Origin of the sequence: Mesorhizobium sp. M0185 (assembly GCF_040322175.1) — a bacterium.
Classification (GTDB): Bacteria; Pseudomonadota; Alphaproteobacteria; order Rhizobiales; family Rhizobiaceae; genus Mesorhizobium.
Genome location: NZ_JAMYSY010000014.1, coordinates 36,376 through 59,902, shown reverse-complemented (window position 1 = coordinate 59,902; position 23,527 = coordinate 36,376). Strand labels below are relative to the sequence as shown.

The 23,527-nt window shown below is 62.0% G+C and carries 23 protein-coding genes and 4 pseudogenes; 9 read left to right on the top strand and 18 right to left on the bottom strand.

The genetic code is table 11. The annotated features are described in order from the left end of the window. Positions 1-36 precede the first annotated feature (36 nt). Together NKJ20_RS13715 and NKJ20_RS13710 are read left to right on the top strand one after the other, a co-directional pair. Complete coding sequence (locus tag NKJ20_RS13715) at positions 37-243, top strand: hypothetical protein (protein ID WP_352744602.1); 207 nt, start codon at positions 37-39, stop codon at positions 241-243. A gap of 13 nt (positions 244-256) precedes the next feature. Next, positions 257-1,246 carry a Tim44 domain-containing protein gene (locus NKJ20_RS13710; RefSeq protein ID WP_352744738.1) on the top strand — a complete coding sequence of 330 codons (990 nt, stop codon included), beginning with the start codon at positions 257-259 and terminating at the stop codon, positions 1,244-1,246. 601 nt (positions 1,247-1,847) lie between these two features. Here NKJ20_RS13710 and NKJ20_RS34150 read toward each other — a convergent pair. Further along, positions 1,848-1,981: pseudogene (locus NKJ20_RS34150) on the bottom strand (IS21 family transposase); the annotation flags it as partial. Between the two features lie 154 nt (positions 1,982-2,135). Here NKJ20_RS34150 and xth point away from each other — a divergent pair. Further along, the gene (gene xth / locus NKJ20_RS13705; RefSeq protein ID WP_352744601.1) at positions 2,136-2,924 is read left to right on the top strand and encodes an exodeoxyribonuclease III; all 789 of its coding nucleotides are present in this window, start codon (positions 2,136-2,138) and stop codon (positions 2,922-2,924) included. A 74-nt stretch (positions 2,925-2,998) separates the two neighbouring features. Here the strand turns inward: xth and ligD are convergent, their stop codons facing one another. Further along, positions 2,999-4,771 carry a DNA ligase D gene (ligD, locus tag NKJ20_RS13700; protein WP_352682392.1) on the bottom strand — a complete coding sequence of 591 codons (1,773 nt, stop codon included), beginning with the start codon at positions 4,769-4,771 and terminating at the stop codon, positions 2,999-3,001. Positions 4,772-5,408: 637 nt separating this feature from the next. On the opposite strand from ligD, the gene NKJ20_RS13695 reads away from it, so the two are divergent. Both NKJ20_RS13695 and NKJ20_RS13690 read left to right on the top strand, forming a co-directional pair. After that, positions 5,409-6,560 (top strand): hypothetical protein, encoded by a 1,152-nt coding sequence (locus NKJ20_RS13695; RefSeq protein WP_352744600.1) that lies wholly within the window; start codon positions 5,409-5,411, stop codon positions 6,558-6,560. Beyond that, positions 6,527-7,360 (top strand): adenylate/guanylate cyclase domain-containing protein, encoded by an 834-nt coding sequence (locus NKJ20_RS13690; protein ID WP_352744599.1) that lies wholly within the window; start codon positions 6,527-6,529, stop codon positions 7,358-7,360. The genes NKJ20_RS13695 and NKJ20_RS13690 overlap by 34 nt, the downstream gene beginning before the upstream one ends. A 284-nt stretch (positions 7,361-7,644) precedes the next feature. Here the strand turns inward: NKJ20_RS13690 and NKJ20_RS13685 are convergent, their stop codons facing one another. The 11 genes and pseudogenes from NKJ20_RS13685 to NKJ20_RS13635 form a co-directional block, all read right to left on the bottom strand. Further along, complete coding sequence (locus NKJ20_RS13685; protein WP_502902805.1) at positions 7,645-8,073, bottom strand: nucleotidyl transferase AbiEii/AbiGii toxin family protein; 429 nt, start codon at positions 8,071-8,073, stop codon at positions 7,645-7,647. A gap of 31 nt (positions 8,074-8,104) precedes the next feature. Next, positions 8,105-8,335, bottom strand: a complete 231-nt coding sequence (locus NKJ20_RS13680; RefSeq protein WP_352450617.1) for a hypothetical protein — start codon at positions 8,333-8,335, stop codon at positions 8,105-8,107. 162 nt (positions 8,336-8,497) lie between these two features. Further along, on the bottom strand, positions 8,498-8,731 hold the full coding sequence (locus NKJ20_RS13675) for an AbrB/MazE/SpoVT family DNA-binding domain-containing protein (protein WP_352450616.1): 234 nt from the start codon (positions 8,729-8,731) through the stop codon (positions 8,498-8,500). A gap of 389 nt (positions 8,732-9,120) precedes the next feature. Then, complete coding sequence (locus NKJ20_RS13670) at positions 9,121-9,456, bottom strand: hypothetical protein (RefSeq protein WP_352450615.1); 336 nt, start codon at positions 9,454-9,456, stop codon at positions 9,121-9,123. A gap of 131 nt (positions 9,457-9,587) precedes the next feature. Then, a complete protein-coding gene (locus tag NKJ20_RS13665) occupies positions 9,588-10,703 on the bottom strand; it encodes an ABC transporter substrate-binding protein (RefSeq protein ID WP_352744594.1) in 1,116 nt (371 codons plus the stop codon). 74 nt (positions 10,704-10,777) lie between these two features. After that, on the bottom strand, positions 10,778-11,713 hold the full coding sequence (locus tag NKJ20_RS13660) for an SMP-30/gluconolactonase/LRE family protein (RefSeq protein WP_352744592.1): 936 nt from the start codon (positions 11,711-11,713) through the stop codon (positions 10,778-10,780). 29 nt (positions 11,714-11,742) lie between these two features. After that, positions 11,743-12,798, bottom strand: coding sequence for an ABC transporter permease (locus tag NKJ20_RS13655; protein ID WP_352450612.1), 1,056 nt, complete (start codon positions 12,796-12,798; stop codon positions 11,743-11,745). Positions 12,799-12,817: 19 nt separating this feature from the next. Next, a pseudogene (locus tag NKJ20_RS13650) lies at positions 12,818-14,313 on the bottom strand (sugar ABC transporter ATP-binding protein). 82 nt (positions 14,314-14,395) lie between these two features. Next, a complete protein-coding gene (locus NKJ20_RS13645) occupies positions 14,396-15,280 on the bottom strand; it encodes an NAD(P)-dependent oxidoreductase (protein WP_352450610.1) in 885 nt (294 codons plus the stop codon). Then, positions 15,277-15,852: a gluconokinase gene (locus NKJ20_RS13640; protein ID WP_352693926.1), complete on the bottom strand. Its 576-nt coding sequence runs from the start codon at positions 15,850-15,852 to the stop codon at positions 15,277-15,279. Before NKJ20_RS13640 ends, NKJ20_RS13645 begins: the two co-directional genes overlap by 4 nt. Continuing rightward, positions 15,821-16,558: an SDR family oxidoreductase gene (locus NKJ20_RS13635; protein ID WP_352450688.1), complete on the bottom strand. Its 738-nt coding sequence runs from the start codon at positions 16,556-16,558 to the stop codon at positions 15,821-15,823. Before NKJ20_RS13635 ends, NKJ20_RS13640 begins: the two co-directional genes overlap by 32 nt. A 172-nt stretch (positions 16,559-16,730) precedes the next feature. Here NKJ20_RS13635 and NKJ20_RS13630 point away from each other — a divergent pair, with 172 nt between their 5' ends. Continuing rightward, complete coding sequence (locus NKJ20_RS13630) at positions 16,731-17,651, top strand: 2-hydroxyacid dehydrogenase (RefSeq protein WP_352744735.1); 921 nt, start codon at positions 16,731-16,733, stop codon at positions 17,649-17,651. Positions 17,652-17,665: 14 nt separating this feature from the next. Next, positions 17,666-18,697: an L-idonate 5-dehydrogenase gene (locus NKJ20_RS13625; RefSeq protein WP_352450608.1), complete on the top strand. Its 1,032-nt coding sequence runs from the start codon at positions 17,666-17,668 to the stop codon at positions 18,695-18,697. A gap of 40 nt (positions 18,698-18,737) precedes the next feature. Here the strand turns inward: NKJ20_RS13625 and NKJ20_RS13620 are convergent, their stop codons facing one another. The 5 genes and pseudogenes from NKJ20_RS13620 to NKJ20_RS13600 form a co-directional block, all read right to left on the bottom strand. Then, positions 18,738-19,148 (bottom strand): heme-binding protein, encoded by a 411-nt coding sequence (locus NKJ20_RS13620; RefSeq protein WP_502902804.1) that lies wholly within the window; start codon positions 19,146-19,148, stop codon positions 18,738-18,740. A 43-nt stretch (positions 19,149-19,191) separates the two neighbouring features. Continuing rightward, entirely contained in the window at positions 19,192-20,232 is a 1,041-nt protein-coding gene (locus tag NKJ20_RS13615; RefSeq protein ID WP_352450605.1) for a LacI family DNA-binding transcriptional regulator, read from the bottom strand. Positions 20,233-20,465: 233 nt separating this feature from the next. Then, complete coding sequence (locus tag NKJ20_RS13610) at positions 20,466-21,074, bottom strand: RES family NAD+ phosphorylase (RefSeq protein WP_352744587.1); 609 nt, start codon at positions 21,072-21,074, stop codon at positions 20,466-20,468. Next, the gene (locus NKJ20_RS13605) at positions 21,075-21,758 is read right to left on the bottom strand and encodes an XRE family transcriptional regulator (RefSeq protein ID WP_352744584.1); all 684 of its coding nucleotides are present in this window, start codon (positions 21,756-21,758) and stop codon (positions 21,075-21,077) included. An 83-nt stretch (positions 21,759-21,841) separates the two neighbouring features. Then, positions 21,842-22,185 (bottom strand): annotated as a pseudogene (locus tag NKJ20_RS13600) (helix-turn-helix domain-containing protein); the annotation flags it as partial. Positions 22,186-22,225: 40 nt separating this feature from the next. On the opposite strand from NKJ20_RS13600, the gene NKJ20_RS13595 reads away from it, so the two are divergent. Both NKJ20_RS13595 and NKJ20_RS13590 read left to right on the top strand, forming a co-directional pair. Next, the gene (locus NKJ20_RS13595) at positions 22,226-22,468 is read left to right on the top strand and encodes a type II toxin-antitoxin system Phd/YefM family antitoxin (protein ID WP_352450602.1); all 243 of its coding nucleotides are present in this window, start codon (positions 22,226-22,228) and stop codon (positions 22,466-22,468) included. A 110-nt stretch (positions 22,469-22,578) separates the two neighbouring features. Further along, positions 22,579-23,502 (top strand): annotated as a pseudogene (locus NKJ20_RS13590) (tyrosine-type recombinase/integrase); the annotation flags it as partial. Between the last annotated feature and the right edge of the window lie 25 nt (positions 23,503-23,527).

Here is a 23,527-nt window from a genome sequence, read left to right as displayed (position 1 = left end):
CATCATCACCGGGGACATCGATGACCAGAGGCTTGCATGACCGATGCTGTTGACGCGACCGATTCCGGTCGGCCGGGTGCGGGAGCCTGCGTGGTCGAACAGCGATCATCGCGCTTGGGTAGGGCAGACATTCTCGTCGTGAACCGGCGGGCGGCCGACCATGCCGCCCGAAAATATCTCGCCGGACAGTTCACTGATATTTCGATCGACGCACCCCATATGAGCGGAAAGAGTGTCACTTGAGGACTTGCCTATGCTGATTTCGCGTTGGGGGCGGTTTGCAGTTTTGTTTGCGGGGTTGTTCCTGGCATTTTCCATGGTCGCTGTGGATCACGCCGATGCGCGCCGTGGCGGCAGCTTCGGCAGTCGCGGCATGCGCACTTTCCAGCCGGTCCCGCCGACCAGAGTTGCGCCGCAACCGGCCGCACCGGTCGAGCGCTCGATGACGCCCAATGCGGCCACGAACAATGCGGCCCGTCAGCCGCAGGCATTCCAGCGCCCGGGCTTCTTCAACGGCCTCGGCGGATCGATGATGCGTGGGCTGCTTCTCGGCGGTTTGATCGGCGTTCTTCTGGGCCATGGGTTCGGCGGCTTGGCCGGCATGTTGGGTCTTTTGCTCCAAGTACTGCTGTTCGGCGGCGCGATCATGCTGGCGATCCGCTTTTTCCGCTCGCAGGCGGCGCAAAACCCGGCACCCGCTATGGCCGGTGCCCCGCGAGGCACCCGGACCTTTGGGCGAAGCGCTGCAGCCCGGCCTGACCCGAGCAACACCACAGCGTTCCCCATTCCAGGCATTGGGTCAGGATATGGCGGAACGAACCAAGACAATGCTTCCGATGAGATCACTCTCACCCAAACCGATCTGGACACGTTCCAGCACCGGCTGACGGAAGTTCAGGAAGCATTCGGGCGCGAGGACCATGCTGCATTGCGCCGGTTGGTGACACCCGAGATGGTGTTCTATCTGTCCGAGGAACTTGCCGACAATGCCAAAAAGGGCGTCAGGAACGACGTGTCGGACGTCAGCCTGCTGGAGGCCGATATTGCGGAAAGTTGGCGGGAGGGTGATCGCGACTACGCGACGGCTGCTTTGCGCTATGAGTCTCGCGACGTGACCCGCGACCGCATCAGTGGCAAGATCGTTGAGGGCCAGGCCGATCAGCCGACGGAGACGGCCGAACTGTGGACCTTTACGCGGCAGAACGGCGGTGACTGGAAGCTTGCCGCAATACAGCAGCCTGGCTGATGTGCTTGCCTTCATTGAGATGTCTGCGCAGAGGCTGTTCAGGTTTCGCGCTACCACTCGAAGGCCAGCGCCCTTTTCGCGCGTTTGATCAATCCGTCACGGACTGATGCGGTAGCTCACCAGCGCGCGCCGGCGTCGCCTTGAGCCCGATGGACTTGGCCAGTGCCGAGCGACAAACGGCATATGCAAGATCATTTGCCGCAATTTCTGCGGTGAATAGACCAGCTAAACACCGCATGGTCACGGTTTATTATTCCCCATTATCAGCTTCTTCTTTCAAAGATATGCCATTTTGACGCTATATCTCGTCAGGTTATGAGGCATTTTGTGATTAGGCAGTGAGAATGGCACTGGTCCAGTACTCCCACATTGGCTTCTTCGCTCCGCGCACGATTGCGGACGTCTTTCGCACGACGAGCGACGAAGTCGGCCGACCTGCCGGGCAAGGGCAAGGACGCCGTCCAGCACAAGCTGCGGGTCCGGTCGGACAAGACCCATGGCCGATGTGGTCCACAAGATCGAGCCGTGCTTCGGTTCAACCCTTCGCAAGATCGCCCGCCTTGCCGCTACGAATTGAGAGCTGTGGCTCGGCCATATCGGATTCCTTCGCCAGTCGCTTCGCCCCCAGCCAAGCTCATGCAGCCGCAGCATCGTTGCCACCTCTTCAGGCTCAAGCATCTCCTCTCCCTGCATCGTTCTCGACAATGCAGGAATCGCCGAAATCCCAATCGTCATCCATGCCTCCTCTCATAACCGAGGGGGGTCAGTTCTTCATTTCGTCAGGGGGTCAGTTTCTCAATTCGGCCGACACTCCCTTTGCCGCCATGATGCAAGCATCAACATCTGAGCCTTCCATGCTCAAATCGCCAAGGGTTGTTGAGAACTTCGGATGACCCGTATCGCAACCTTTAACGTCAACGGCGTGAACGGTCGCCTGCCCTTGCTCATCAAGTGGCTGGGTCAGACCGACTATGACATCGTGTGCCTTCAAGAATTGAAGACTTCGGATGAGAAATTTCCCGCGGAAGCCGTCAGGAACGCCGGTTATGGCGCGATCTGGCACGGGCAAAAGTCCTACAACGGTGTAGCTATACTCGCACGGGGAAAGGAGCCCCTGGAGCGTCGACGCGGCCTGCCGGGTGACCCTGACGATACTCACAGCCGGTATATCGAGGCAGAGGTGGATGGGATCGTCGTGGGGTGCATCTACCTGCCCAACGGCAATCCAGCGCCCGGCCCGAAATTCGACTATAAGCTCCACTGGTTCGACCGTCTGATCAGCTACGGCCAGCTACTGCTTAAGGAGGGGATCACAAGCGTTCTGTGCGGCGACTACAACGTCGTGCCAACGCCGATCGATGCCGTGGTGCCGAGACGTTGGACAGGCGATGCAGTCTACTTTCCGGAGAGCAGGCAGGCCTACGCCGAAATGCTAGACAATGGCTGGATGGATGCCGTCCGCTGCATTCATCCGGAGAAAGGCATCTACACGTACTGGAACTTCTCCTACCGAGGCGGTTATGATCGGAGTTCCGGCCTCCGGATGGACCACCTCCTCGTCAGCCCATCACTTTCGAACAGGTTACGTGACGCGGGCGTGGACGCTGACCTGCGAGGCTGGGAAAAGCCGAGTGATCATGTGCCCGCCTGGATAGAGATCGACCCGTCCGGCAAGTAGTTGACATGATCGAATGTTCGGCGGAATCGCTGGGCGTCTTCGCCCACTGCTAATAGAATGCGCTGCGAGATTGCTCACGCTGCTTTTCTGGCAGCCGCCCTAAACGGACGGTCAATGGTGAACGCATCTGGACGGATGGCTGCCTCGACCTGGCTCCAGGTCACGGGACGGGCGATTGGGAAGCCGGGTCGCGCTCGTGGGGAGAAGGCGCCGACCGCCGTGTTGCCGCGCCCATTGCGAAGGTAGTCGATGAAGATGCGGCCCTTTCGGGCTGCCGGCGCGGCGGAGAGCAGATAGCGATCAGGATGGGCTTCAGCGAGGCGCTTGGCGAACGATCGGGCAAGGAGCCGGGCATTGTCGTGCGTGATCTTCGTCTCAAGTGGGGCCATCAGGTGAATTCCCTTGCCGCCCGTCACCTTCGGCCAGCTCTGCAGACCTTCCGCTTCCATGATGTCGCGGAGCGTTAGCGCGGTCTCGATCACTTTGTCCCACTCGACCCCCTCGCCCGGATCAAGGTCCAGAACAACCCGGTCGGCATGTTCGATGTCGTCAACAGTAGCGTTCCAGGGATGCAGCTCTACCGCATCCATCTCGACCAGCCCCAGCAAGCCGGCAAGGTCGTCCACCCACACGCGCACACCTTCGCCACCCTCGCGCTTTTGAACGCGCAACTGATGCACTGCTGCGGGGATCTTCGGCAGCGCGCCCTTGTGGTAGAAGGTTGCCCCGAGAGCATGGCGGACCAGCTTCAGCGGTCGGTGGCCGAGATGGACGAGTGCGTAATCGGCAACCCTCTGCCAGTAGCGCGCAAGCTCTTCCTTGGAGGGCGAGACCGCGTCGGGCAGCAATTGCAGGATGTTCTCCCTCGGAATGCCATGTTCCTGGGCTGGCCCACGTCGCTTTGATGGCGCCGGAGGCTTGGCCGGGATCGCCACGAGGTCTTCTCGCAGACCCTTGAATACTGCCTCGCGCAACACGCCGCGATCAGTGACGCCGCTGAACTGTACCTCGGCCAGCACCTCTGGTCTGACCCACGTCGCCTTCGGCTTCACGATGGGCTCTGACAGAGGCGACTTGCTGATGATCAGCGGGTCGAGCCGCTCTCGAACCAATTGAGCAACGCTCAAGGTATAGCCGCTGCGGGCCTTCCCGGCATAGAGCAGTCGGTCGCCCTCGCGGCGACCGATGTAGAGGGATGCGATGCGGCGCGGGTGAGCGCCCAGCTTCTCGACAAATGCCACGATGGGGAAAGTGTCGCTCTTGATGCACTTCACCTTGAGCCAACTCGTCTGGACCCCTGAGCGGTAGGTGGCATCGGTGCGCTTGGAGACGATGCCCTCCAACCCCATCCGGCAGGCATGTTCAAACACGTCCGTGCCGCCCAACTCCAGATGTTCGGCGTAGGTCAGTGTCGGGGCTGAGTTCTTCAGCAGCTTCTCTAGGGCTGCCTTGCGCCTTACCAGTGGCTGCTGCCGCAGATCGCGCCCGTTGAGGTGCAGCAGGTCGAATGCGTAGAAGATGAGCCTCGGCGAGTCTGGGTTGCTCAACTCCCGTTCCAACGCTTGGTAGTCCGGCAGGCCAGTGTCGCCGAGAACGACAGCCTCCCCGTCGATGATCGCCGCCTTCACCGGCAAGCCCGCCGCCGCTTGAACAATTCGTCGGTATCGGTGCGACCAGTCGTAGCCACGGCGCGTGAAGGCTCTCGCTTTGCCGCCCTCAATGATCAGTTCGGTGCGGTAGCCGTCGTACTTGATCTCATGAAGCCATTCGCCGCCCTCGGGCGCATTCTCGACCAGCGTCGGCGACTGGAACTCAATGAAAGAAAGCCCGTCTGTGGCGTTACGCATGCACCCTCCGACGGCGAGTCAAGACGCAGAGCAGCAATAGGTTCCGGGGCATTTTAGCGAAATTGTATGTTGGGGCAGTTTATGGTTCCGTTGGAATTAGCATCAATTATCAAGTCGCGCACATAGCAAGGACTGGCGCGAGCTGGAGGCGGATTTGCTATGGCTCGATCCGCCGCCAGCCAAAATGCAATGACAATAGCCAACGGCTTGGGAGGCTTGCGTGGCGCGGATCGTAGTCGCACCGCAATTGCACCGCCGTGGAGTCGTAGTCGAGGTGTCGGGGTCCGCCGAGCCTCCCTGCACCATCCTGATCTGATGTGCGTCCTGACATGGACTCTCCTTCCATGGCTGCATCGGGGCAAGCGGCAATTTCTGTCCTCACCAAAGGTCCGCTTTGTGAATAGCCGTTCATTGCGGCTGCCATGGATGAGCAACGGTTGGGTGGAAGCCTCACATTGCTGCGATCGATTTGAACCGGAACGGGCCGCCATGAGCAGAAGTTGAGAAACACCTTCCGAAGTGGACATTCGGGTGATGCGCTAGGCACGGAAGCAAGGAGGCTCGTGCATTCGGGGCGCGCCCTCTTTAAAGGCGTCACGGGGCTTGCAATTCGGTGGCGCATTGCGACACTCGCTGCATGAGCACGTCCGCACAACCTGTGCGTCTGGCCCGCCCCGAAAAGAAGCGGCGTCGCATCCCTATTGCGGTCATCATGGCGTTGAGTTTTGGCAGCCTCGTATTCCTGTCGGTCGGGGGCGTGCTCGCGTTGTCGGTCGGCGCCAATTTTCGCAACACGTTCGACTTGCTCGGCGCCCAGTCGACACTCCTGATCGATGCGATGGAGGACTCGCTGCGCGCAGAGATGGGGGACGCCGAGAACGCGGTCGACGGCATCGCGCAGCTGTATGCCCAGGGCGAGTTCCAGATCGACGACGAGGCGATGTCTGCAGCCGTTGCCGGTGCTCTGGCTACCGCCTCGGGGGTCGAGGCGATGCTGATCTGCACCCCCGACCTGGTCTGCCGCGGCGCCGCGCGCTCCGTCGAAAACAACGTTGCAACGGGCGCGATCGAGCATTTTCCGGCCAAGCCCGAGAAGTCGCCCCAAGTCCGCGCCGCCCTCGAACAACGCAGACGGGTCGGCGGCAGGCAATGGGGGGCATTCGTAGCCAACGAGTTCGGCCTGTACGCGCATGTCTCAGTGCCGCTGGCACGTGATGGCGTGACGCAGGCCTGGGTGATCGCGGCGGTCGAATTGCAGAAACTGTCCGATATCACGCGGGAGCTATCATCGCGATTTGGCACGCATGCCTTCATTCTCGACGGCGAAGACCGCGTGCTCGCCGACCAAAGGCTGGCCGATCCCGACGCTCTGAAGAACGGCGTCCTGCCGCTGACGCCGCTGGCCACGTATGGCGATCCGGTATTGACCGCCTATAGCGCGCGGAAGGTAGAGCGGGATTTCGACACGCGCCGCGCCCGCGACATAGAAATCGCCGAGATCGACCGCAGCGTGGACAATGCGTCCGAGTGGAGCGGCGACGCCACCTACATCGCCATCACCCGCAAGATCGCAGGTATGGCAACGAGCCCTGGACGCTCGGCGCGTATTTCGAGACCAGTCAGATCAGCAAGGAGATCGAGCGCGTGTTGGGATCGGCCCTGCTCGGTCTTGGGGCGATGGCCGTGGCGGTCATCGTCGCGATCCTGCTTGGCAGCCGCCTGTCGCGACCGATCCAGGCGATCGCCGGCCAGGCCATGCGCGTTGCCGATTTCGATCTCGACGGCGTGACTCCGCTGCCGCGCAGCAGGGTTCTGGAGTTGGACAACCAGGCTTCGGCCTTCAACGCCATGCTGATCGGTCTGCGTGCATTCTCGACCTATATTCCGCGCTCGCTGGTGGCCAAGCTGGTGCGCACCGGAGAGATCGGCATCGCCGAACCGCGCGAAGCGGTCGTCACCGTCATGTTTACCGACATCGTCGGGTTCACCACGCTGTCGGAGCAGATGGACGCCGCAGCCGCGGCCAGGCTGCTGAACCACCACTTCGCGATCCTGTGCGGCGCGGTCGATGCACATGGCGGTACTGTCGACAAGTTCCTGGGCGACGGCATGCTGGCGTTCTTCGGCGCGCCGGATCGTCTGAAGGGCCATGCCGCCGCGGCCGTCCGCGCCGCCGCGGCGATCCGCGAGGAGCTGGACAAGGACAATCTGGAAGCGGCTGGCGAAGGCCGGCCTCCGCTTCACGTCCGCATCGGCATCCACACGGGCTCCGTCATCGTCGGCAATATCGGCGCATCCGATCGCGTGAACTACACAATCGTCGGCGACACCGTGAACATCAGCCAGCGGCTTCAGGAACTCGGCAAGTTGCTCGCACCAGATACCGCGACCGCCATCGCGATTCCGGCGAGACTGTTTCGCGGCTCGACGAAAAGTTCGAAACGATCCCGGCGGGCAAGCACAGGTTGCGCGGGCGCGGCGAAGCGACGGAAGTCTTTCAGCTTCGCAAAGTCGCAACGTCAGCACCGCCCCGTATGGACGTTCGCCACGCCCAAGCAGGCTAGGGCCATGCCGCTTCCATGCCGTTGATCGGCGGCTTGGAGAAGCCGGCGCGAATGCTGGTTCCGGCTAATGTCGACTTCCAAAAAGAGAATTCGGCTCCGCAAGGTCTCGAAAGGGTCATCGGCGTGAATTCGTCCTGCGCGAACGACCTTCCCCTCGGGGTCGCTCAAAGACTCCCATCTTGCGGACCAACCTCACCAAGGCGTCTGGGCTCAAAAAGGTCCCGCTCGAAGCCGGCTGCCGGTGTTGGTCAGGATGATGTCGCTGGCGACAGCACCTCTTCGAGCAGGGCTGTTGCAATGGCAAGGCTATCAGCAGCCATCTCCTCGTAGTCTGGCATGATCATGAGCTGTGCGATCGTCCGTCTGACGAACTCCGGATTCAGCTCTGCAAGCCGCTCCCTTGTTCGAGCGACACGATCCGGAAATGCCCGGAGGACGCCGGGCCCCGGCCACGATGAAGTCAATCTCGCCCAGGCCCTCGAACGCGAATTTCTGAAACCTCGTCCCGTCGCCGTCATATACGGCAGGGCCCGTGCTGAAGCTCAGTTGGCTCTTGGATGGGTCAATGAAGCCGAGTAGCTGAGGGTCGTCGAGGAAGATATCGACGTCGTGGCTTTCGCGATGGTTGATCTGGATCATCATCGCCGTGCCGCCGCCAAACGACCATTCGAATTCAAAACCTCCTTCTCCCGGAGTTGGTCGATCAGATCGGCAGCAATGGCGAAAAGCCGCCGCCATTCGGACGGACGACGGCTATGGACCTCGATCATCAGGCAGCGAGTTGATAGCTCTCGCCGGACCAGGCAGAGAAATGGGCCGCGAAAGCCTTCAGATCATCGACCGCTATCTGGTGCGCGGCGGCGAACTCCATCTGCTGCTTGACCGGCACTTCTCCAAGGAAGGCACTGACCTGCCCAGGATACTGCTTCGCCAGATCTAGATCCGAAAGACAATGAGCCAGCGCCACCCCGTCGAGCTGTTCGCTGTAGGGCGCGTTCACTGTCGTCAGAACCAAGGCCAGATGCTCACTCGTAGTCATGCAAAATAGTCAATTCGTGGATCGGGCACAAGCTGCGAGACTCGGGCACTGCAAATGGCTCGCGAGACTCACAATCGCTACAGAAGCGCGCGGGATCGAGCAGAACGTTGGTGTCGACCAGCGTCACGCTTCGCCGCGCGTCAAAGCTATGATCGCCTCGGTGCTCAGCCCCTTGCCGGCATGGCCGCGCAGCTTGGCAAAGCGGCTCGCCGGCCGTTTTTCGTCCGCACGAACCAACACCACGCTGCCGTCGGCGGCGCGGCGAAAATCCACTTGGCTGCCCGGTGCGATCCCCAAGAGATCGCGCACGGGCTTGGGAATGGTCACCTGACCTTTTGCGGTTACGGTCGTTGTCATTGCAGCCTCTGTAAGGACACTTGGAAATACGGTATTACCTCCGCGCGATGGATTCAAGTATCGGGAGTTGCCTGAGCCGTTAGCCGCGAACGGGACATCCGCAGATCCTTCGCCGCTGACCTTCGGAACGCAGCATCGCCGCGACCATCTTGAGTTCATCTGGACTGGGGCAGGGCCATCCTCGCAAAGTGACTAGCAACAGTTCCGAACGTCCGCTTCACCAACTGTGCGCGAAGTCATTCCGAGCCGCTGCAAGTCCGCTTCCCGCCTTCTCACTCCTCTTTTTCGAGTCCCAACAACTGACTGCTTTCTGAATTAGACCGAGAACCAGGGGACGTCCGTCTTTGGACGTGCGTCGGCGATTGTCGTGTGGGGCTTTTTTGATCATCCTATCGAGCGGTTGGAAACTCGTTCGCTTCGAAAACATGGTGATGCACACGGCCGGTGAACATCTTGAGCAGCTCTCCAGTCACATCGCGGCTCTGAAAGCGAACATCGGACTGCAGCGCCTTCTTGCAGGCGTCCATGTCGGGATAACGGATGGCGAGCGCCATGGCATAGACGGGGGCGCCCTCATCCCGTGCCGTGCCATCCAGAACGCGCACCTCCTCGGCTCCAGGAAATTGCGTCCACAACGGCACTAGCCTTTCCCTGACAAAGCGCCGGAATTCGCTCTCTCGTCCGGGGTGGATTTCGCCTTCGAACAGGGCGTAGCGAATGATCATGGCGAGGGTTTCCTGATTTTCTGCGCTGGGATGGCCGCCGGGCGGCAAGGGCAGGTCGCGGTGCAATTCGTGGATTTGTCGCGCGAATGCGATGCGGGCGCATCGCGTATTGCGCCCGCATCGCCGGGCTCCTATTTGCCCCAGATCTTCTTGTATGCGTCGCGGTAGCCATTGCCGGGGTCGAATGCGTTATTCGGCCCACCGTCGAACTCGACATTGTCGGCCGTCACCACATGCAGCGGCGACAGATAGCCCGACCATTTTTCTCCAGCGATGGCGCGGTTCAGCTCGTCGACCAATTGCCAGCCCTGCAAGTTGAGCGGTTCGGCGACGGTCACCTTCTGGAACTGACCGGCGCGAATGCGCTGATAGGCCGATTCCGAACCGTCGCCGGCGGCGACATTGATCGGCGCGTCGGTACCGGCTTTGCCGGCGGCGGCAAGTGAGGGTCCCATGAAGTCGAAATAGAGATCGTTGATCGCCAGCGAATGCGTCCAGGCATCGCCGTATTTCTGCAGCAGCGAAGTGGTCAGCTGCGGCATGCGCTGCGAAGTCTCGGCGATCGGCGTGTCGACATATTCGAGCACCTTGCCGCCCAGCCGCTCGATCTCCGCCTTCATCTTGTCGGCTTTGGCGATGGCGATGGCATAGGTCGAATCGGTGAAGATGACGACGCCGGGCTTGCCCTTGGCATCGGCGTAGGCCCAGTCGGCCGCGGCCGTGGAGACTTGCATGGCATCCGTCGACACGTTGGCGAACACGCCGCTTTTCTCGTCGGGCCCGATCACCGGTCCGGCATGCCAGGAGACCAACGGGATACCTGCGGCCTTGGCCTGTTCCAGCGCCGGCGCCTGCTCGACCGCGTCAAAACCGTTGATGACGATGCCATTCGGCTTCAACGCCATGGCTTGGCCGAAGGCAGCGGTGCGGCCGCCGATCGAGCCGGCGCCGTCAATCACATTGACGTCCCAGCCGATCGCCTTGGCTGCTTCCTCGACGCCGTTGGTGACGCCCAGGATGCCGCCGTTCTTGAGGTCGCCGGCGAGCACGACGATCGTCTTGCCTTGCTGCGCCTTCGGACCGGTGGTCGGGCCATCCCAGGCCGTGACCTTCTGCGCATATTTCTGGACCACCGCCATGGCGTCGGCTGTGGCGTCCGCCCGTGCCTGGCCGGCGAACAGGACAGGAGCAGCGATTGTCATGGCCATCAAGGCGACGGATGATTTCAGGAATGTTCTGCGTTGCATGTTGGTACCTCCCTTGGTTTCAAGAAATTGCATGGTCTTTCAAAACTCGGCTTTCGATTGGAGTTGACGACATGTCACCGGCTGATGTCGCCCGCCACCGGACCAACGCCGGCCGGATGTGCGTTGACGTAGATGGAGTAAAGGGATGTCTGCGCAGTGATGTAGAGGCGGTTGCGCTTGGGACCGCCGAAACAGACATTGGAAACGAGCTCGGGAACCAGGATACGGCCGATCAGGGTTCCGTCCGGCGCATGGACGCGCACCGAGTCGGCGCTGGAGGCCCAGATGTTGCCGTCGCGATCGACGCGAAAACCATCGAAGAGGCCTGCCCCGCACTCGGCGAAGATGCCGCCTGCGCGCGCCGACCGGCCATCGGCGGCAAGGTCATAGGCCTTGATCGCGCGCGGCAGGCCGGGCACATGGCTGGCGCCGCTGTCCGACACGTAGAGGATCGTCTCGTCGGGCGAAAAAGCCAGGCCGTTCGGCTGCACCATGTTGGTGACAACGGCGCTCACCTCACCCGAAAGCTCGTCGAACCGGTAGACATGGGAGCCGCCGACCTCCGCTCTGGCGATCTTGCCCTCGTAGTGGCTTTCGATGCCGTAGACCGGGTCGGTGAACCAGATCGTACCGTCGGATTTGACCACCACGTCATTGGGTGAATTGAACCGCTTGCCTGCAACGGTTTCGACAAGCGTCTGCCAACGCCCGTCATGCTCGAGCCGGGAGACACGGCGCCCGCCATGCTCGCAAGCAACGACGCGGCCTTCGCGGTCGAGTGTGTGGCCGTTCTGGTAGTTACAATGGGCCTCGAAGATGCTGACGGAACCATCGCTTTCGTCGTAGCGCAGCAGCCGATCGTTCGGGATGTCCGACCACAGCAAATGCCTTGCGGCGGGGACATACACCGGTCCTTCCGCCCAACGGCTACCGCTCCATAGAAGTTCGAGCTTGGCATGCCCGATCATCAGCTTGCCGAACCGATCGTCGAGAACCTCGTAGTCGTTCATTCCATGATCCACGGGTTTGGCTCGATTTGTCACTTCGAGGGCTGCGCGACGGTCTTGGTCCTGTTTCTTTGCGCTGCGCCGCGCTTGCGCTGGGCGTAGCCGGCAATGCCTATGGCGACGAGCAGCGTGACGCCGTTGAACAATGGCTCGACGAAGAACGAGCCGCCGAACTGCTGGATGCCGGAAATGCCGACCGCCAGGATGATGACGCCCGTCATCGTGCCCCAGACGTTGACTCGTCCAGGCTTGATCGTGGTCGAGCCGAGAAAGGCGCCGACGAGAGCCGGCAGCAGATACTCCAGTCCGACGCTGGCTTGGCCAATGCGAAGCTTGGAGGCGAGCAACACTCCTGTCAGCGCCGTCAGGAAGCCCGAGGAGATGAACGCCCCAATGACGAAGCGGCGCACCGGAATGCCATTGAGAGCAGCCGCCTTCGGGTTGGCGCCGATGGCATAAACGTAGCGGCCGATCGGCAGATATTCGAGAATGATCCACAGTGCGACGGCGATGCCAAGCACGTAGAGGCCGGTGATCGGCAGCCCGAACACCATCGTGCCGTTGAGCGCGTAGAAGCCGTTGGGCAACACGCCGACAACCTGCCGGCCGCCAGTGTGCCAAAGCGCCAAGGAATAGAGCACGGTGCCGGTGCCCAGCGTGGCGATGAAAGAGTCGATGCGGGCGACTTCGACCAGCAGGCCGTTGAGGAAGCCGGTCGCGGCGCCGAGAACCAGCACTATCATCACTGCCAGCGGCCACGGAATGCCGAACATGGTCTGCAGACTGATGGCCAGGATGTGCCACAGCACAATGCCGTAGCCGACGGTGAGGTCGATGCGTCCCGACGCCATCGGGATCATCGCCGCCAGCGACAACAGCGCAATAATCGCCTTGTCGGAGATGATCGAGCGCAGGTTAAGCAGCGTCGGGAACGTGTTCGGCAGCAGGATCGAAAACAACAGGATCAGCAACACCGTCAGGATAACCAGCCCGTAGACCGGCAGCAGCCGGATGACCTTCTGCCCCATGGACAAATCAGCCATCTCGCCGCGGGTCGGTTCGAGGGCGCTGGATTCGATCGATTGCATGAGTTCGCTCCCAGAAAGATCAGGCGGCTTCGGAAACCGATGCCGCGGTGATCACGGCGGATGTGGTGAGGTCTTTGCCGGTGAGTTCGCGAACGATCTGTCCTCGCGAAAACACCAAAGCGCGGTGGCAGATGTGGGCAATCTCCTCGAAATCGGTCGACACCACGACGACGGCGAGGCCGGCTTCAAGCGCGCGGCCGATCAGCCGGTAGACCTCAGCCTTGGCGCCGACATCGACGCCGGCCGTCGGATCCTCGGCGATCAGCAACGTACGCCCGGTGTGCAGCCAGCGCCCGACGACCACCTTTTGCTGGTTGCCACCCGACAGCGCCTCTATCGGCAGGTTCGGATCGTTGGGGCGCAGCCCGACGGAACTGCCGATCGCCTGCGCCAGCGCAGCCTCCTTGTGAGGCGCAAGGAAGGAAAACAGGCCGCGCTTGCCGGCGCCGGGATTGAGGAAACTGTTCTCACGGATCACAAGGATCCAGCGATTGATTCTTCGGTCCTGTCACGCGCGATCAGGCCGATGCCGGACGACATCGCCGCGATCGGGCTGGACAGGTCCGGCGCAGCCCCGCGGATCGTCACCGTGCCGGAAAAGGCCTGGCAGCCAAACAGCGCCCGGCCAACCAGTTCCTGCCCGGCGCCGCGCAGGCCGACCAGGCCGAGCAACTCACCCTTGCGCACGTCGAAAGACACCGGGCCGGCACCGGCGCAGACCAGGTCGCGCACGGCGCAGATCGTCTCGCCGGCCTGCGTTTGAGCCTTGCTGAAAACCTGGCTGACCGGACGGCCGACGATCATCTCGACCAGTTCGTCCGGTTTTGTGTCGGCGACCTTCTTCTCGCCGACCAGCCTGCCGTCGCGCAGCACGGCGACGCGATCGGCGATGCGGAAAATTTCATCCAGGCGGTGCGAGACATAGATCATGCCGACGCCGCGCTGCTTGAGCGGACGGATGGCGTCGAACAGCCGCTCGACCTCGTCGGCGGGAAGGCTGGCGGTCGGCTCATCGAGCACCAGCACATCGGCCTCGGTAGCCAAGGCGCGAGCGATGGCGACCAGCGATTTTTCTGTACGCGTCAGATCCTGAACGCGTGTCGTCGGGTCGAAGTCACAGCCGACCAGCTTTAACGCCTCATGCGCCCTCGCCTCGGTCGATCGCCAGTCGATGAGCCCGGAGCGCAGCGAAAAGCCTTGGGCCAGACCGACATTCTCGCCGACCGTCATCCATTCGATAAGACCGAGATCCTGGTGAATGAAGGCGACGGGCTGGCGCTGGTTCGGCCGCGGCGGGCGATGATGGTAGGGCTCGCCGCGAAACAGGATTTGGCCGCCATCCGGCCGATAGATGCCGGCGAGCGTCTTGATCAGCGTCGACTTGCCGGCGCCATTCTCGCCGAGCAGCGCCAGGATCTCGCCCTTGTGCAGATCAAGCGTCACGTCGGAGAGCGCGCGGGTGCCGCCGAACTCCTTCGTAATTGCCTTGAACTCGATCAGTTTTTGCTCGGTCACAATGGGTTCCTCCCGAGATCGCCCAAATTATGTTATCGATAACATTTCTAGGCGTCAAGCATCAAAGAATAAGGCCAACGGATCAGCTGGTCTTGCCGTCGAGCAGACGCATCATCTCGGCCGAATCGTTCGGCCCCAATCCAGCGGCGCAGAGCAGGCGATGGATCTCGACCACCTGCCCGGTCATCGGCATCGGCGTCTTGGTTTTCAGCGCGAAGGCCTGCAGCGAATCCAGATCCTTCAGCATGTTGTCGATGCGGCCGGTGGCCGAAAAATCCCGGGCAGCGAATTTTGCCATGAATTCCTGCATGATGCTGGAATCGGCCCGCCCGCCCTTGAGTGCCGCGGGGATTGCCTTCGGGTCTACGCCGCCGGCTTCGGCAAGCTTCACGGCTTCGGCGACAGCCTGGAACAGTACGGCGCAGAACAGCTGGTTGATCAGCTTTGTCGTCTGCCCTGCCCCACTCGGCCCCATCAGTGTGTAGTTGGTGCAGAGATGCCGCATCACCGTGCGCGCCTGTTCGAAGTCTTCAGCCTCGCCACCCGCCATGACGGTCAGCCTGCCGGCCAGCGCGCCGGGAACGCCGCCCGAAAGCGGGCAGTCGAGCCATTTCATGCCGGTCTCGGCAGACAGCTTCCCGGCCATCCCAGCGGTGTCGGCCGGATCGATAGACGACATGTCGATCAGCAGCTTTTCGGGCGACGCAGCGGCCGCAACACCGGCGTCCCCGAACACCACCGAACGCACGATATCGGCATGGTTGAGACTGAGGATGACGAAGCTGCTCGCCCGCGTTGCTTCGGCAACCGATGCGGCGGCAGCCGCACCCTTGGCGGTCAGGGCGGCGACCTTGGCCTTGTCCAGATCGAATACCGTTACGGCTTGCCCAGTCTCGATCAGGCGGGTGGCTATCGCCGACCCCATGATGCCGGCACCGACAACGGCGACTTTTGTTGGTTGCGTCATTTCAACGTGCCTCTCTTTGATCTGGCAGGGCCGACCCCAAATGCACCAAGACCCTGCAACACTTTATCGGCAATCGTGTCGACAGGCGCGTCGATGTCCACTGTGACCACCAGCGGTTCGTCGCCGGGATGCTCCAGCGTAGCGAACTGGCTGTCGAGCAGCGCCGGCGGGAAGAAGTGGCCGCGGCGCTCGGCGAGCCTGGCTTGCAGCACCGCACGTGAACCGTCCAAAAATACGAAAAGCACCGGCCCGATAGCACCATGGCGAAGGCGATCGCGATAGGATTTCTTCAGCGCCGAGCAACTCGCGACGAGCCCGCGTCCTTGCTCATGTGCATGACGCAAGGCTGCGCCCAACAGGTCCAGCCAAGGCCAACGATCCTCGTCGGTAAGCGGTATGCCCGCCGACATTTTCTCGACATTCCCGCGCGGGTGCAGCGCGTCGCCTTCGACAAAAGCGAGCCCTAGACGAGCCGCGATCGCGATGCCAATGCTGGTCTTGCCGCAGCCGCTGACACCCATTACGACGATGGACCAGGACTCAGAGGCAGGTTGTGATGCCGCCATCGACATAGAGCGTGTGTCCATTGACAAAGGATGAGGCCCGTCCAGCCAGAAAGATCGCCGCGCCGACCAGTTCGCCGACATCGCCCCAACGACCCGCCGGTGTGCGGTTGGTCAGCCAGGCTGAAAACTCGGGATTGTCGACCAGCGCCTGGTTGAGCGGCGTCTTGAAGTAACCCGGCGCAATGGAATTGATCTGCAAGCCATGCTTCGCCCAATCGGCACACATTCCGCGCGTCAGGTTGCGCACAGCGCCTTTCGTGGCCGTATAGGGCGCGATGTTCGTCCGTGCCAGTTCGCTTTGCACCGAGGCGATATTGATGATCTTGCCGCGCCGCCGCGGGATCATGTGCCGCGCCACCGCTTGTCCCACGAAGAACACGCTGGAGATGTTGGTGCGCAAGAGTTCCTCCCATTTGTCGGCGGGGAAATCCTCGAGCGGCATTCGGAACTGCATGCCGGCATTGTTGATAAGGATATCGATGGCGCCGATCGTCGCCTCGATATCGGCGACGCCGTTCGCCACCGCAGCATGATCGGTGACGTCGAAGACGGCGCTATGGACCTTGTGTCCCTTCGCTGTCAGTGCATCCGCAGCCGTTTTCATTTTTTCGGCGCTGCGTCCGTTGAGCACGATTTCGGCGCCGTGCTGCGCCAACCCCTCGGCCAGCGCCAGGCCGATCCCCTGTCCCGAGCCGGTGACCAGCGCCCGCATGCCGGTCAAATCGAACAATGAACTGCCCAAATGCTCCTCCTGAGCAATGTTTCCTGAGCGGCCACGATTTGCAGCGCAGCGCCACCAGTCCCTATTGACATGGATGTTATCGATAACATAGTCAATGGAAAAATAAATCCGCACAGGAGATGATGCCGTGACCGACATTTTGATGACAGGTCCCTATCCGGATTGGGACATGGCAGATCTTGAGGCGAAATATCGCGTCCACAAACGTTGGCAGTCCGAGGACAAGGACGCGTTGCTCTCAAGCCACGCCGGCGCGATCCGCGCCATAGCTACGCGCGGCGAGCTTGGCGCAAGTGCTGCGCTGATGGGAAAGCTGCCGCAGCTCGAAATCGTTTCCTGCTACGGCGTGGGCACCGACGCCATCGACCTTGCCTATGCCAGGGCGAACGGCATTCGTGTCACCAATACACCTGATGTTCTAACCGAGGACGTAGCCGATATCGGCATCGGGCTGCTGCTCGCCGTGGCGCGAAAAATCCCGCAGGCCGACGCCTATGTACGCGATGGAAGCTGGCGCAAGGGCAATATGGGGCTGGTCACGCGTGTCTGTGGAAAAAGGCTGGGCATTGTCGGCATGGGCCGCGTCGGTGCGGCGGTGGCGAAGCGCGCCGCTGCATTCGACTGTACGATTTCCTATTTCGACAACCGCAAGCGCGACGATCTTCCTTATACTTTTGTCGGCGATCTGGTCGAACTGGCGCGCGACAGCGAATTTCTGATCGTAACGCTCGCCGGCGGCGAAAGCACAAAACACATGATTAATGCGTCGATCCTGGCAGCGCTCGGAGCAGACGGTATCGTCATAAATATTTCGCGCGGCAGCACGATCGACGAGACCGCGTTGCTCGCGGCCCTGGAATCCAGTGCCATCAAGGGTGCCGGGCTCGACGTGTTCTGGAACGAGCCAACCATCGACGAGCGCTTCCTGAAGCTTACCAACATCGTGCTGCAACCGCACCACGCCAGCGGCACGGTGGAGACCCGCAAGGCCATGGGTCAGCTCGTTCGCGATAATCTCGCGGCCCATTTCGGCGGACAGACCTTGCTGACACCGGTCGTCTGAGAAGGGATCACATCATGAAGTCGATCGTCATCCACGCGGCAAAAGACCTGCGGATCGAGGAGACCGATCCGGGCTCCCCTGGCGCCGGACAGGTCGAGATCGCGGTCGAGGCTGGCGGCATCTGCGGCTCGGACCTGCATTATTACAACCATGGCGGCTTCGGCGCGATCCGCCTTCGTGAACCCATGATTCTTGGCCACGAGGTTGCGGGCACGGTGCGGGCCCTCGGCGACGGCATCTCCACACTTGCGGTCGGCGATCGCGTGGCGATCTCGCCCAGCCGGCCCTGCAATGCCTGTCGCTACTGCCTGCAAGGCATGCAGAACCAGTGCCTCAACATGCGCTTCTATGGCAGCGCCATGCCGATGCCGCACATACAGGGGGCGTTCCGCCAGCGCCTGGTCGCCGAGGCGTGGCAGTGCCACAGAATAGCCGACCACATCTCCATCAACGAAGCCGCGTTTGCGGAGCCCTTCGCGGTGACGCTGCATGCCATGAACCGCGCCGGCTCGCTGCTCGGCAAGCGGGTTCTGGTCACCGGCTGCGGGCCGATCGGCGCGCTTTGCATCCTCGCCGCACGAGCCCACGGTGCGCGCGAAATCGTCGCCACCGATGTCATGGAGGGCGTGCTGGCGAAGGCCCTGGAGATCGGTGCCGACCGTACGATCAATGTCGCGATAAATAGCGAAAAGCTCGCCGCCTATAATGTCGACAAGGGTAGTTTCGACATAATGTTCGAGGCCTCTGGCAATGAGCGCGCGGTACGTGCAGGGCTCGATGTCCTGAAGCCGCGCGGAGTGCTCGTGCAGCTCGGTCTCGGCGGCGATCTGTCAATCCCGCAGAACCTCATCGTCGCGAAAGAGATCGAGATGCGGGGCACTTTCCGTTTCCACGAGGAGTTTGCGCTCGCCGTCGACCTGATCAATCGCCGCCGGGTGGATGTCAAACCGCTACTGACGGGCATCTATGCTCTCGACGAGGCGGTCGCGGCTTTCGACATCGCCGGTGACCGAAACAAATCCATGAAGGTTCAGATCGCGTTCTGAAGATCCTTCGGTTGCGCTGGAGGCGCATCGGCATATCGCATTAAATCACGTCGGCGCCAACCGCCGCCAAGGCGGCGTGTGCCACATCGAAATCCTGCTCGCCGGTTCCCGAACCGACGCCGATGCCGCCCGCAAGGCGTCCGCCGAAGCGGATCGGCAACCCCCCAGGCAAATTGGTCACGCCGCCCTGCGAAGCGATACCGGCTGAGTGCGCCGCTTCGAACGCCATACCGCCAGTAGCGGCATTTATTGACGCTGCGGTGCGCGCCTCGCCTGCGCCGTACGCATGCTGAGGAACCGCGCGCCATCCATGCGCAGGCTGGCGAGGACTTCGCCGCTCGCATCGACGACCATGAGACATTGCGGCACGCCCATCGTGACGGCGCGCTGCTCCGGCTGCAACGGCTTTCAAAGCACCGTCATGCGTGAGGGTGATGGTCTTGCGAAACATCGCTATTGGGCTGCATTCGCTGCGTTTGAATCGATGCAGGAACTCAGGTGCTTTCGCGCTCGACGACGCGATAGCCGGTGAGCACGATTTCTTCGCCGTGTCGTTTCTCGTCGCCTCGGATCACCTGGATCAATCTGCGGGCGGCCTGTTGCCCGATGCCGTAGCAGTCGACATTCACGGTGGTGATGCCGGGATGGCAAAAGGCGGCTACCTCGTAGTCGCCGAAGCCGGCAATGGCGATGTCCTGCGGGATCCGCATGCCCCGGCGCTTGCATTCCATCAGTGCGCCGAAGGCCGAAAGGTCCGAAACGCAGAGTACGGCTTGCGTGTCCGGCCAGCGCTCCAGCATGCTGACGACGGCCTGGCCTCCCTGCTCGATGGATATCGGCGGCACGCCAAAGGAAACGAGGCGCCCGGTTGGCAGGCCGAGCTCCTCAATGGCTCTGACAAAGCCTTCGCGCCGTTGGCTGCCGCGCGTGTCGCGCGAGGTCGTGCCACCGATGTAACCGAATTTATTGTAGCCTTTTCTGGCCAGCGTCTTGACGAGAAGCCCCATCGCCTCTTCGTTGGAGAATCCGACCACCTGATCGATGGGTTTCGCCGGCAACTCCCAGGTTTCGACTACAGGGATGCCCGCGTTTTTAAGAAGCCGGCGGGCGCGCTCCGTATGGGCGCCGCCGGTCAGAATGATGCCTTCGGGCCGCCGACGGAGCATCGCTTCGATCAGCTTTTCCTCCTTCTCGACCGTATAGTCGGTGTAGCCGAGCAGAAGCTGGAGTCCCGTGCTCTCCAGTTCATCCGTTATGCCGCGCGCCGTATCGGCGAAGTTGGAATTGTTGAGTGATGGAACCATCGCGGCAACAAATCCAGTCTTGCGCGAGGACAGGCTGCCGGCCGATTGGTCGAGCACGTAGCCGAGGTCGTTGACCGCGACCATGATCTTTTCCCGCGTCGCCTTGGAAACGAGGCTGCCCTCTTTCAGGGCGCGTGAAACCGTCATGGTGGACACACCTGCCCGCCGCGCCACGTCGACCATCGTCGGGGCGTGGCTCTCGCCCGGTCTCGATGAGGCTGCCTTGGCCATCAGCGCTCTCTACCGGCCGGCCGCGCCGGTCTGATCAAGGCGGAGCGCCAGACACTTGGGCACGAGGTTTATCTGGCGTCCGGCCGCGTTCATGCACCACCTCTTAGAATCGGATCGACTTCGATAATGTTATCGATATCACCGAGAGCTGGCAACAACCAGGTCGTCATGTCCGCCTTGGGTTCTGGCGCTACAGCCATCTTCGCCAAGCGATACGGATACGAGCTGCATCTTCACACCAACCCCACCCTGAAATCCTCCAGGACCTGAGCCAGCCCTCGCGCGCCGAGAAGGGTCACAACACGCTTCGCCTGAAGCTTCGGTACCGCGCGATCGTAAATGGCAAGATTGGTCGCCTCATTGAGGCGCGAGGGATAAATGATCCCGTCGGGCTGAGATGGGTGCTCGTGAAACGCCAGTGACCACCGGCGTGCCAGGTTCTGGCGCTGTGCCCGAACGACATCGGTCGGAACACCCATCCTGACGGCATTGTCGGCTCTGAGATCGACCAGGCGTAGGTCTGTCGTGGTCGCGATCTCCGCATATCGCCGTCGGGTCAACTCCACCTCCTCTATTGGAAGATCGTCAAGGATTCCTTCGCGGCGGTCGCGGAGCACGGTCTCGAGGAAGCACACCTTCAGGGAGTCGCCGAGGTAAAGAACGCCAAACCGGTTGGCGTCAACACGGCGTCGAGGATCGCTGAACCGGCTCGGCGACTTCCCGTATCCCAACGGATCGGGATAGGGACTCCAGTAGATCCGGCCGAACGTCCGACCCCGCGGTACGGTCTCGATTTCGAGCTTTGCGCGCGCGAAATCGGGTGGAGGTGGAACGCCGGGCATTCAGTCGAAATCGCCCCCGGCCAGGCCTTCCGCCGCGGCCAACACCGAGGCGTCATCGCCTTGTTGAAGGGCTCGAAGGCCCGTCCGCCCGTCAAGGACGCCATGGCGCGACACCAAAAACCGATAGACGGCCCAGGCACTGTTGCCCAACATGGCATGCAGCGCCGGCAATGCGCCGAAGGGACGACCGTTCTTGTCGAGTTGCCAGACAGGAAAGCGGAAACCGCGTTTGGCCCCATCGATGCCGAGCACCTGCCCACTCTGCCGCCTGGCGTTGACGGTCACGCGCGACGTGCCGAGCAGCTTGGCAAAGGCATCCGCGCTCAGCATGTCCTCGCCGGCGACAATTTCGGCGACACGCTTGCGGCCACGCGCGCGCGCTCCGGCAAGAGCCGCCTCGAGTTCGGCATCGGGCTTGCCTGTATCCTCGACGGGAAACACATCCGAAGCGATCGGTTGCTCTTCGACCGGCGTGATCGTCTGCGCATCGGCGGCCGGATCGACCTCTACCCGGAACGATACGCGATGGCCGATCTTGCGGCCGCGTGCGATCGCTTCCTGATAGCGTTCGAGCAATACCTTCTTGAAGTCTGCCTGTGCCGGCAGCTTTGTGGTGAAACTCAGGGCGGCGACTCCCGCATGCGATGCGGCCCCGCTATGATTACTGCGTTTTGGAGCGGCCATGATGAGAACCTCCTGCTGTCATCAATATGGTTGCAGAGCGCAAGTTCGTCAAGTTCGATAATTTCGTAAATCATGGAAGCGGACTAAACAATCCCCCAGGCGCGAAACCTTCCCCTGCCCGTCATCTCGCGCAGGCCGAGCTCGCCGACAAGATTGAGCGCCCCCTGTTTTGTCACGTTCAGGCTGTCCTGGATAAGGCCTGTCGAGACAAGTGGCCGCGACAGCACCAGTTCGATCAAGTCGGGCAGTTTCGAGCTGGCGCGGCGGTCGCGGAGTTTTCGCTCCATCTGGCTTTTGGCCAGCACCAGCCGATCATGTTCCTTCAGGCCGAGCAGGGCGGCGTCGTGGATGGCATCGACAGAGGCCAGCAACCGGTCGGACCGATTGCGCGCCGGCGCCGCTCGCGTGGAATGTTTTTGGCGCCGAGAGGCAGGCCAAAGCGTACAACGCCACACGAGGACGGAAAAATGACCATCACAGTGAAGGTCGCCGAGGCCAAGACCCATCTCTCCGAACTGCTGGCGAAAGTCGAGGCCGGCGAGGAATTGATTATTTCGCGCGGCAACGATCCGATCGCAAAACTCTCCCGAATCCACAAGGGTAACCGGCTGGACGTCTTGATCGACGAGGTTCGCGCCGCGCGCGCCAAGGCGAAGCCAGTGACCACCGAAGAGATCCTGGCCTGGCGTCACGAAGGGCATCGCTACTGACGATCCTGGCCCTCGACGCCTCCTTGCCGCTGCCTGGCTTTTGCCCGAGCAGCACAGTGAGGCGGCCGAAACAACAATCGCGGGACTGAGAGGCCAATCTCCAGTCCCTTCCCTGTTCTTGGCCGGCGCCGGAATCCCTGCTCCTCAAATTCGTCGCTCACCACGTTTGGGATTTTTCGAAACGCGAGGCCGACCCGGCAGGGCATGCCGGCTGACGTAGCGGCGTCGCTGGTAGCCCAAGGCCTGTTAAGGGTGACAAAAAAACCGCACGCGTCGTCCACCGTGCGCCGGCGGCTGTCGAGCTGGTCAATCTTGACAAATGGCGAAACCTGTCGGGAATTCAATGCGCCGGGGCTGCAGAGCGCAATCAAACTGGCGGTGCGCGCCAAGCCCATCCGCGGCCGCAAGAGCAGGAAGGCCGTGACCGCCGATATTCTGGCCGCCCTCCTGAAGACATGCGCCGGCGACCGTCTCGTTGACGTCAGGGATCGCGCGATTCTCATCACCGCCTTCGCCTCCGGCGGCCGGCGTCGCAGCGAAATTTCTGCTCTTCGCGTCGAACAGCTGGTCGACGAAGACCCGGTTCCGGCCGATCCCAACGCTCCCGGCGGCGATAAATTGCCGTGCCTGTCGATACGGCTCGGCCGCACAGAGAAGACGCAAGCCGACAGCGACGCTTTCGTGCTGCTGGTCGGCCGGCCTGTGCTGGTCTTGAATGACTGGCTGGCGTGCGCCGGGATCAGGGACGGCGCCGTGTTTGGCGGCATCGACCACGGGGCAATCTCGAAGCGCGCGTCCTGACGCCGCAGGCCGTCAATCTGATCCTGAAGCGGCGCACCGCCGAGGCCGGGCTCCATCCGCAAGCCTTCTCCGCCCACAGCTTGCGCTCCGGCTATCTCACCGAAACCGCACGCCGCGGCATTCCGCTGCCCGAAGCCTTGCAGCAGTCGCAGCATCGCTCCGTGCAGCAGGCCTCAAACTATTACAATGACGCGGAACGCACGCTCGCGCGGGCGGCGCGGATAATCGCCTGAGTCGCAATTCGATCCGACCCTTGCG

Bases quoted from the DNA above. Each gene is read 5' to 3' on its own strand.
- NKJ20_RS13695 (WP_352744600.1), top strand. From the start codon at position 5,409: ATGAGCACGTCCGCACAACCTGTGCGTCTGGCCCGCCCCGAAAAGAAG.
- NKJ20_RS13685 (WP_502902805.1), bottom strand. From the start codon at position 8,073: ATGGCGGCGGCTTTTCGCCATTGCTGCCGATCTGATCGACCAACTCCG.
- NKJ20_RS13645 (WP_352450610.1), bottom strand. From the start codon at position 15,280: ATGACGCAACCAACAAAAGTCGCCGTTGTCGGTGCCGGCATCATGGGG.
- xth (WP_352744601.1), top strand. From the start codon at position 2,136: ATGACCCGTATCGCAACCTTTAACGTCAACGGCGTGAACGGTCGCCTG.
- NKJ20_RS13630 (WP_352744735.1), top strand. From the start codon at position 16,731: ATGACAGGTCCCTATCCGGATTGGGACATGGCAGATCTTGAGGCGAAA.
- ligD (WP_352682392.1), bottom strand. From the start codon at position 4,771: ATGCGTAACGCCACAGACGGGCTTTCTTTCATTGAGTTCCAGTCGCCG.
- NKJ20_RS13595 (WP_352450602.1), top strand. From the start codon at position 22,226: ATGACCATCACAGTGAAGGTCGCCGAGGCCAAGACCCATCTCTCCGAA.
- NKJ20_RS13670 (WP_352450615.1), bottom strand. From the start codon at position 9,456: ATGATCATTCGCTACGCCCTGTTCGAAGGCGAAATCCACCCCGGACGA.
- NKJ20_RS13615 (WP_352450605.1), bottom strand. From the start codon at position 20,232: ATGGCCAAGGCAGCCTCATCGAGACCGGGCGAGAGCCACGCCCCGACG.
- NKJ20_RS13625 (WP_352450608.1), top strand. From the start codon at position 17,666: ATGAAGTCGATCGTCATCCACGCGGCAAAAGACCTGCGGATCGAGGAG.
- NKJ20_RS13605 (WP_352744584.1), bottom strand. From the start codon at position 21,758: ATGGCCGCTCCAAAACGCAGTAATCATAGCGGGGCCGCATCGCATGCG.
- NKJ20_RS13660 (WP_352744592.1), bottom strand. From the start codon at position 11,713: ATGAACGACTACGAGGTTCTCGACGATCGGTTCGGCAAGCTGATGATC.
- NKJ20_RS13610 (WP_352744587.1), bottom strand. From the start codon at position 21,074: ATGCCCGGCGTTCCACCTCCACCCGATTTCGCGCGCGCAAAGCTCGAA.
- NKJ20_RS13665 (WP_352744594.1), bottom strand. From the start codon at position 10,703: ATGCAACGCAGAACATTCCTGAAATCATCCGTCGCCTTGATGGCCATG.
- NKJ20_RS13635 (WP_352450688.1), bottom strand. From the start codon at position 16,558: ATGCGGGCGCTGGTCACCGGCTCGGGACAGGGGATCGGCCTGGCGCTG.
- NKJ20_RS13715 (WP_352744602.1), top strand. From the start codon at position 37: ATGACCGATGCTGTTGACGCGACCGATTCCGGTCGGCCGGGTGCGGGA.
- NKJ20_RS13620 (WP_502902804.1), bottom strand. From the start codon at position 19,148: ATGTTTCGCAAGACCATCACCCTCACGCATGACGGTGCTTTGAAAGCC.
- NKJ20_RS13655 (WP_352450612.1), bottom strand. From the start codon at position 12,798: ATGCAATCGATCGAATCCAGCGCCCTCGAACCGACCCGCGGCGAGATG.
- NKJ20_RS13640 (WP_352693926.1), bottom strand. From the start codon at position 15,852: ATGTCGATGGCGGCATCACAACCTGCCTCTGAGTCCTGGTCCATCGTC.
- NKJ20_RS13690 (WP_352744599.1), top strand. From the start codon at position 6,527: ATGCGCGTTGCCGATTTCGATCTCGACGGCGTGACTCCGCTGCCGCGC.
- NKJ20_RS13675 (WP_352450616.1), bottom strand. From the start codon at position 8,731: ATGACAACGACCGTAACCGCAAAAGGTCAGGTGACCATTCCCAAGCCC.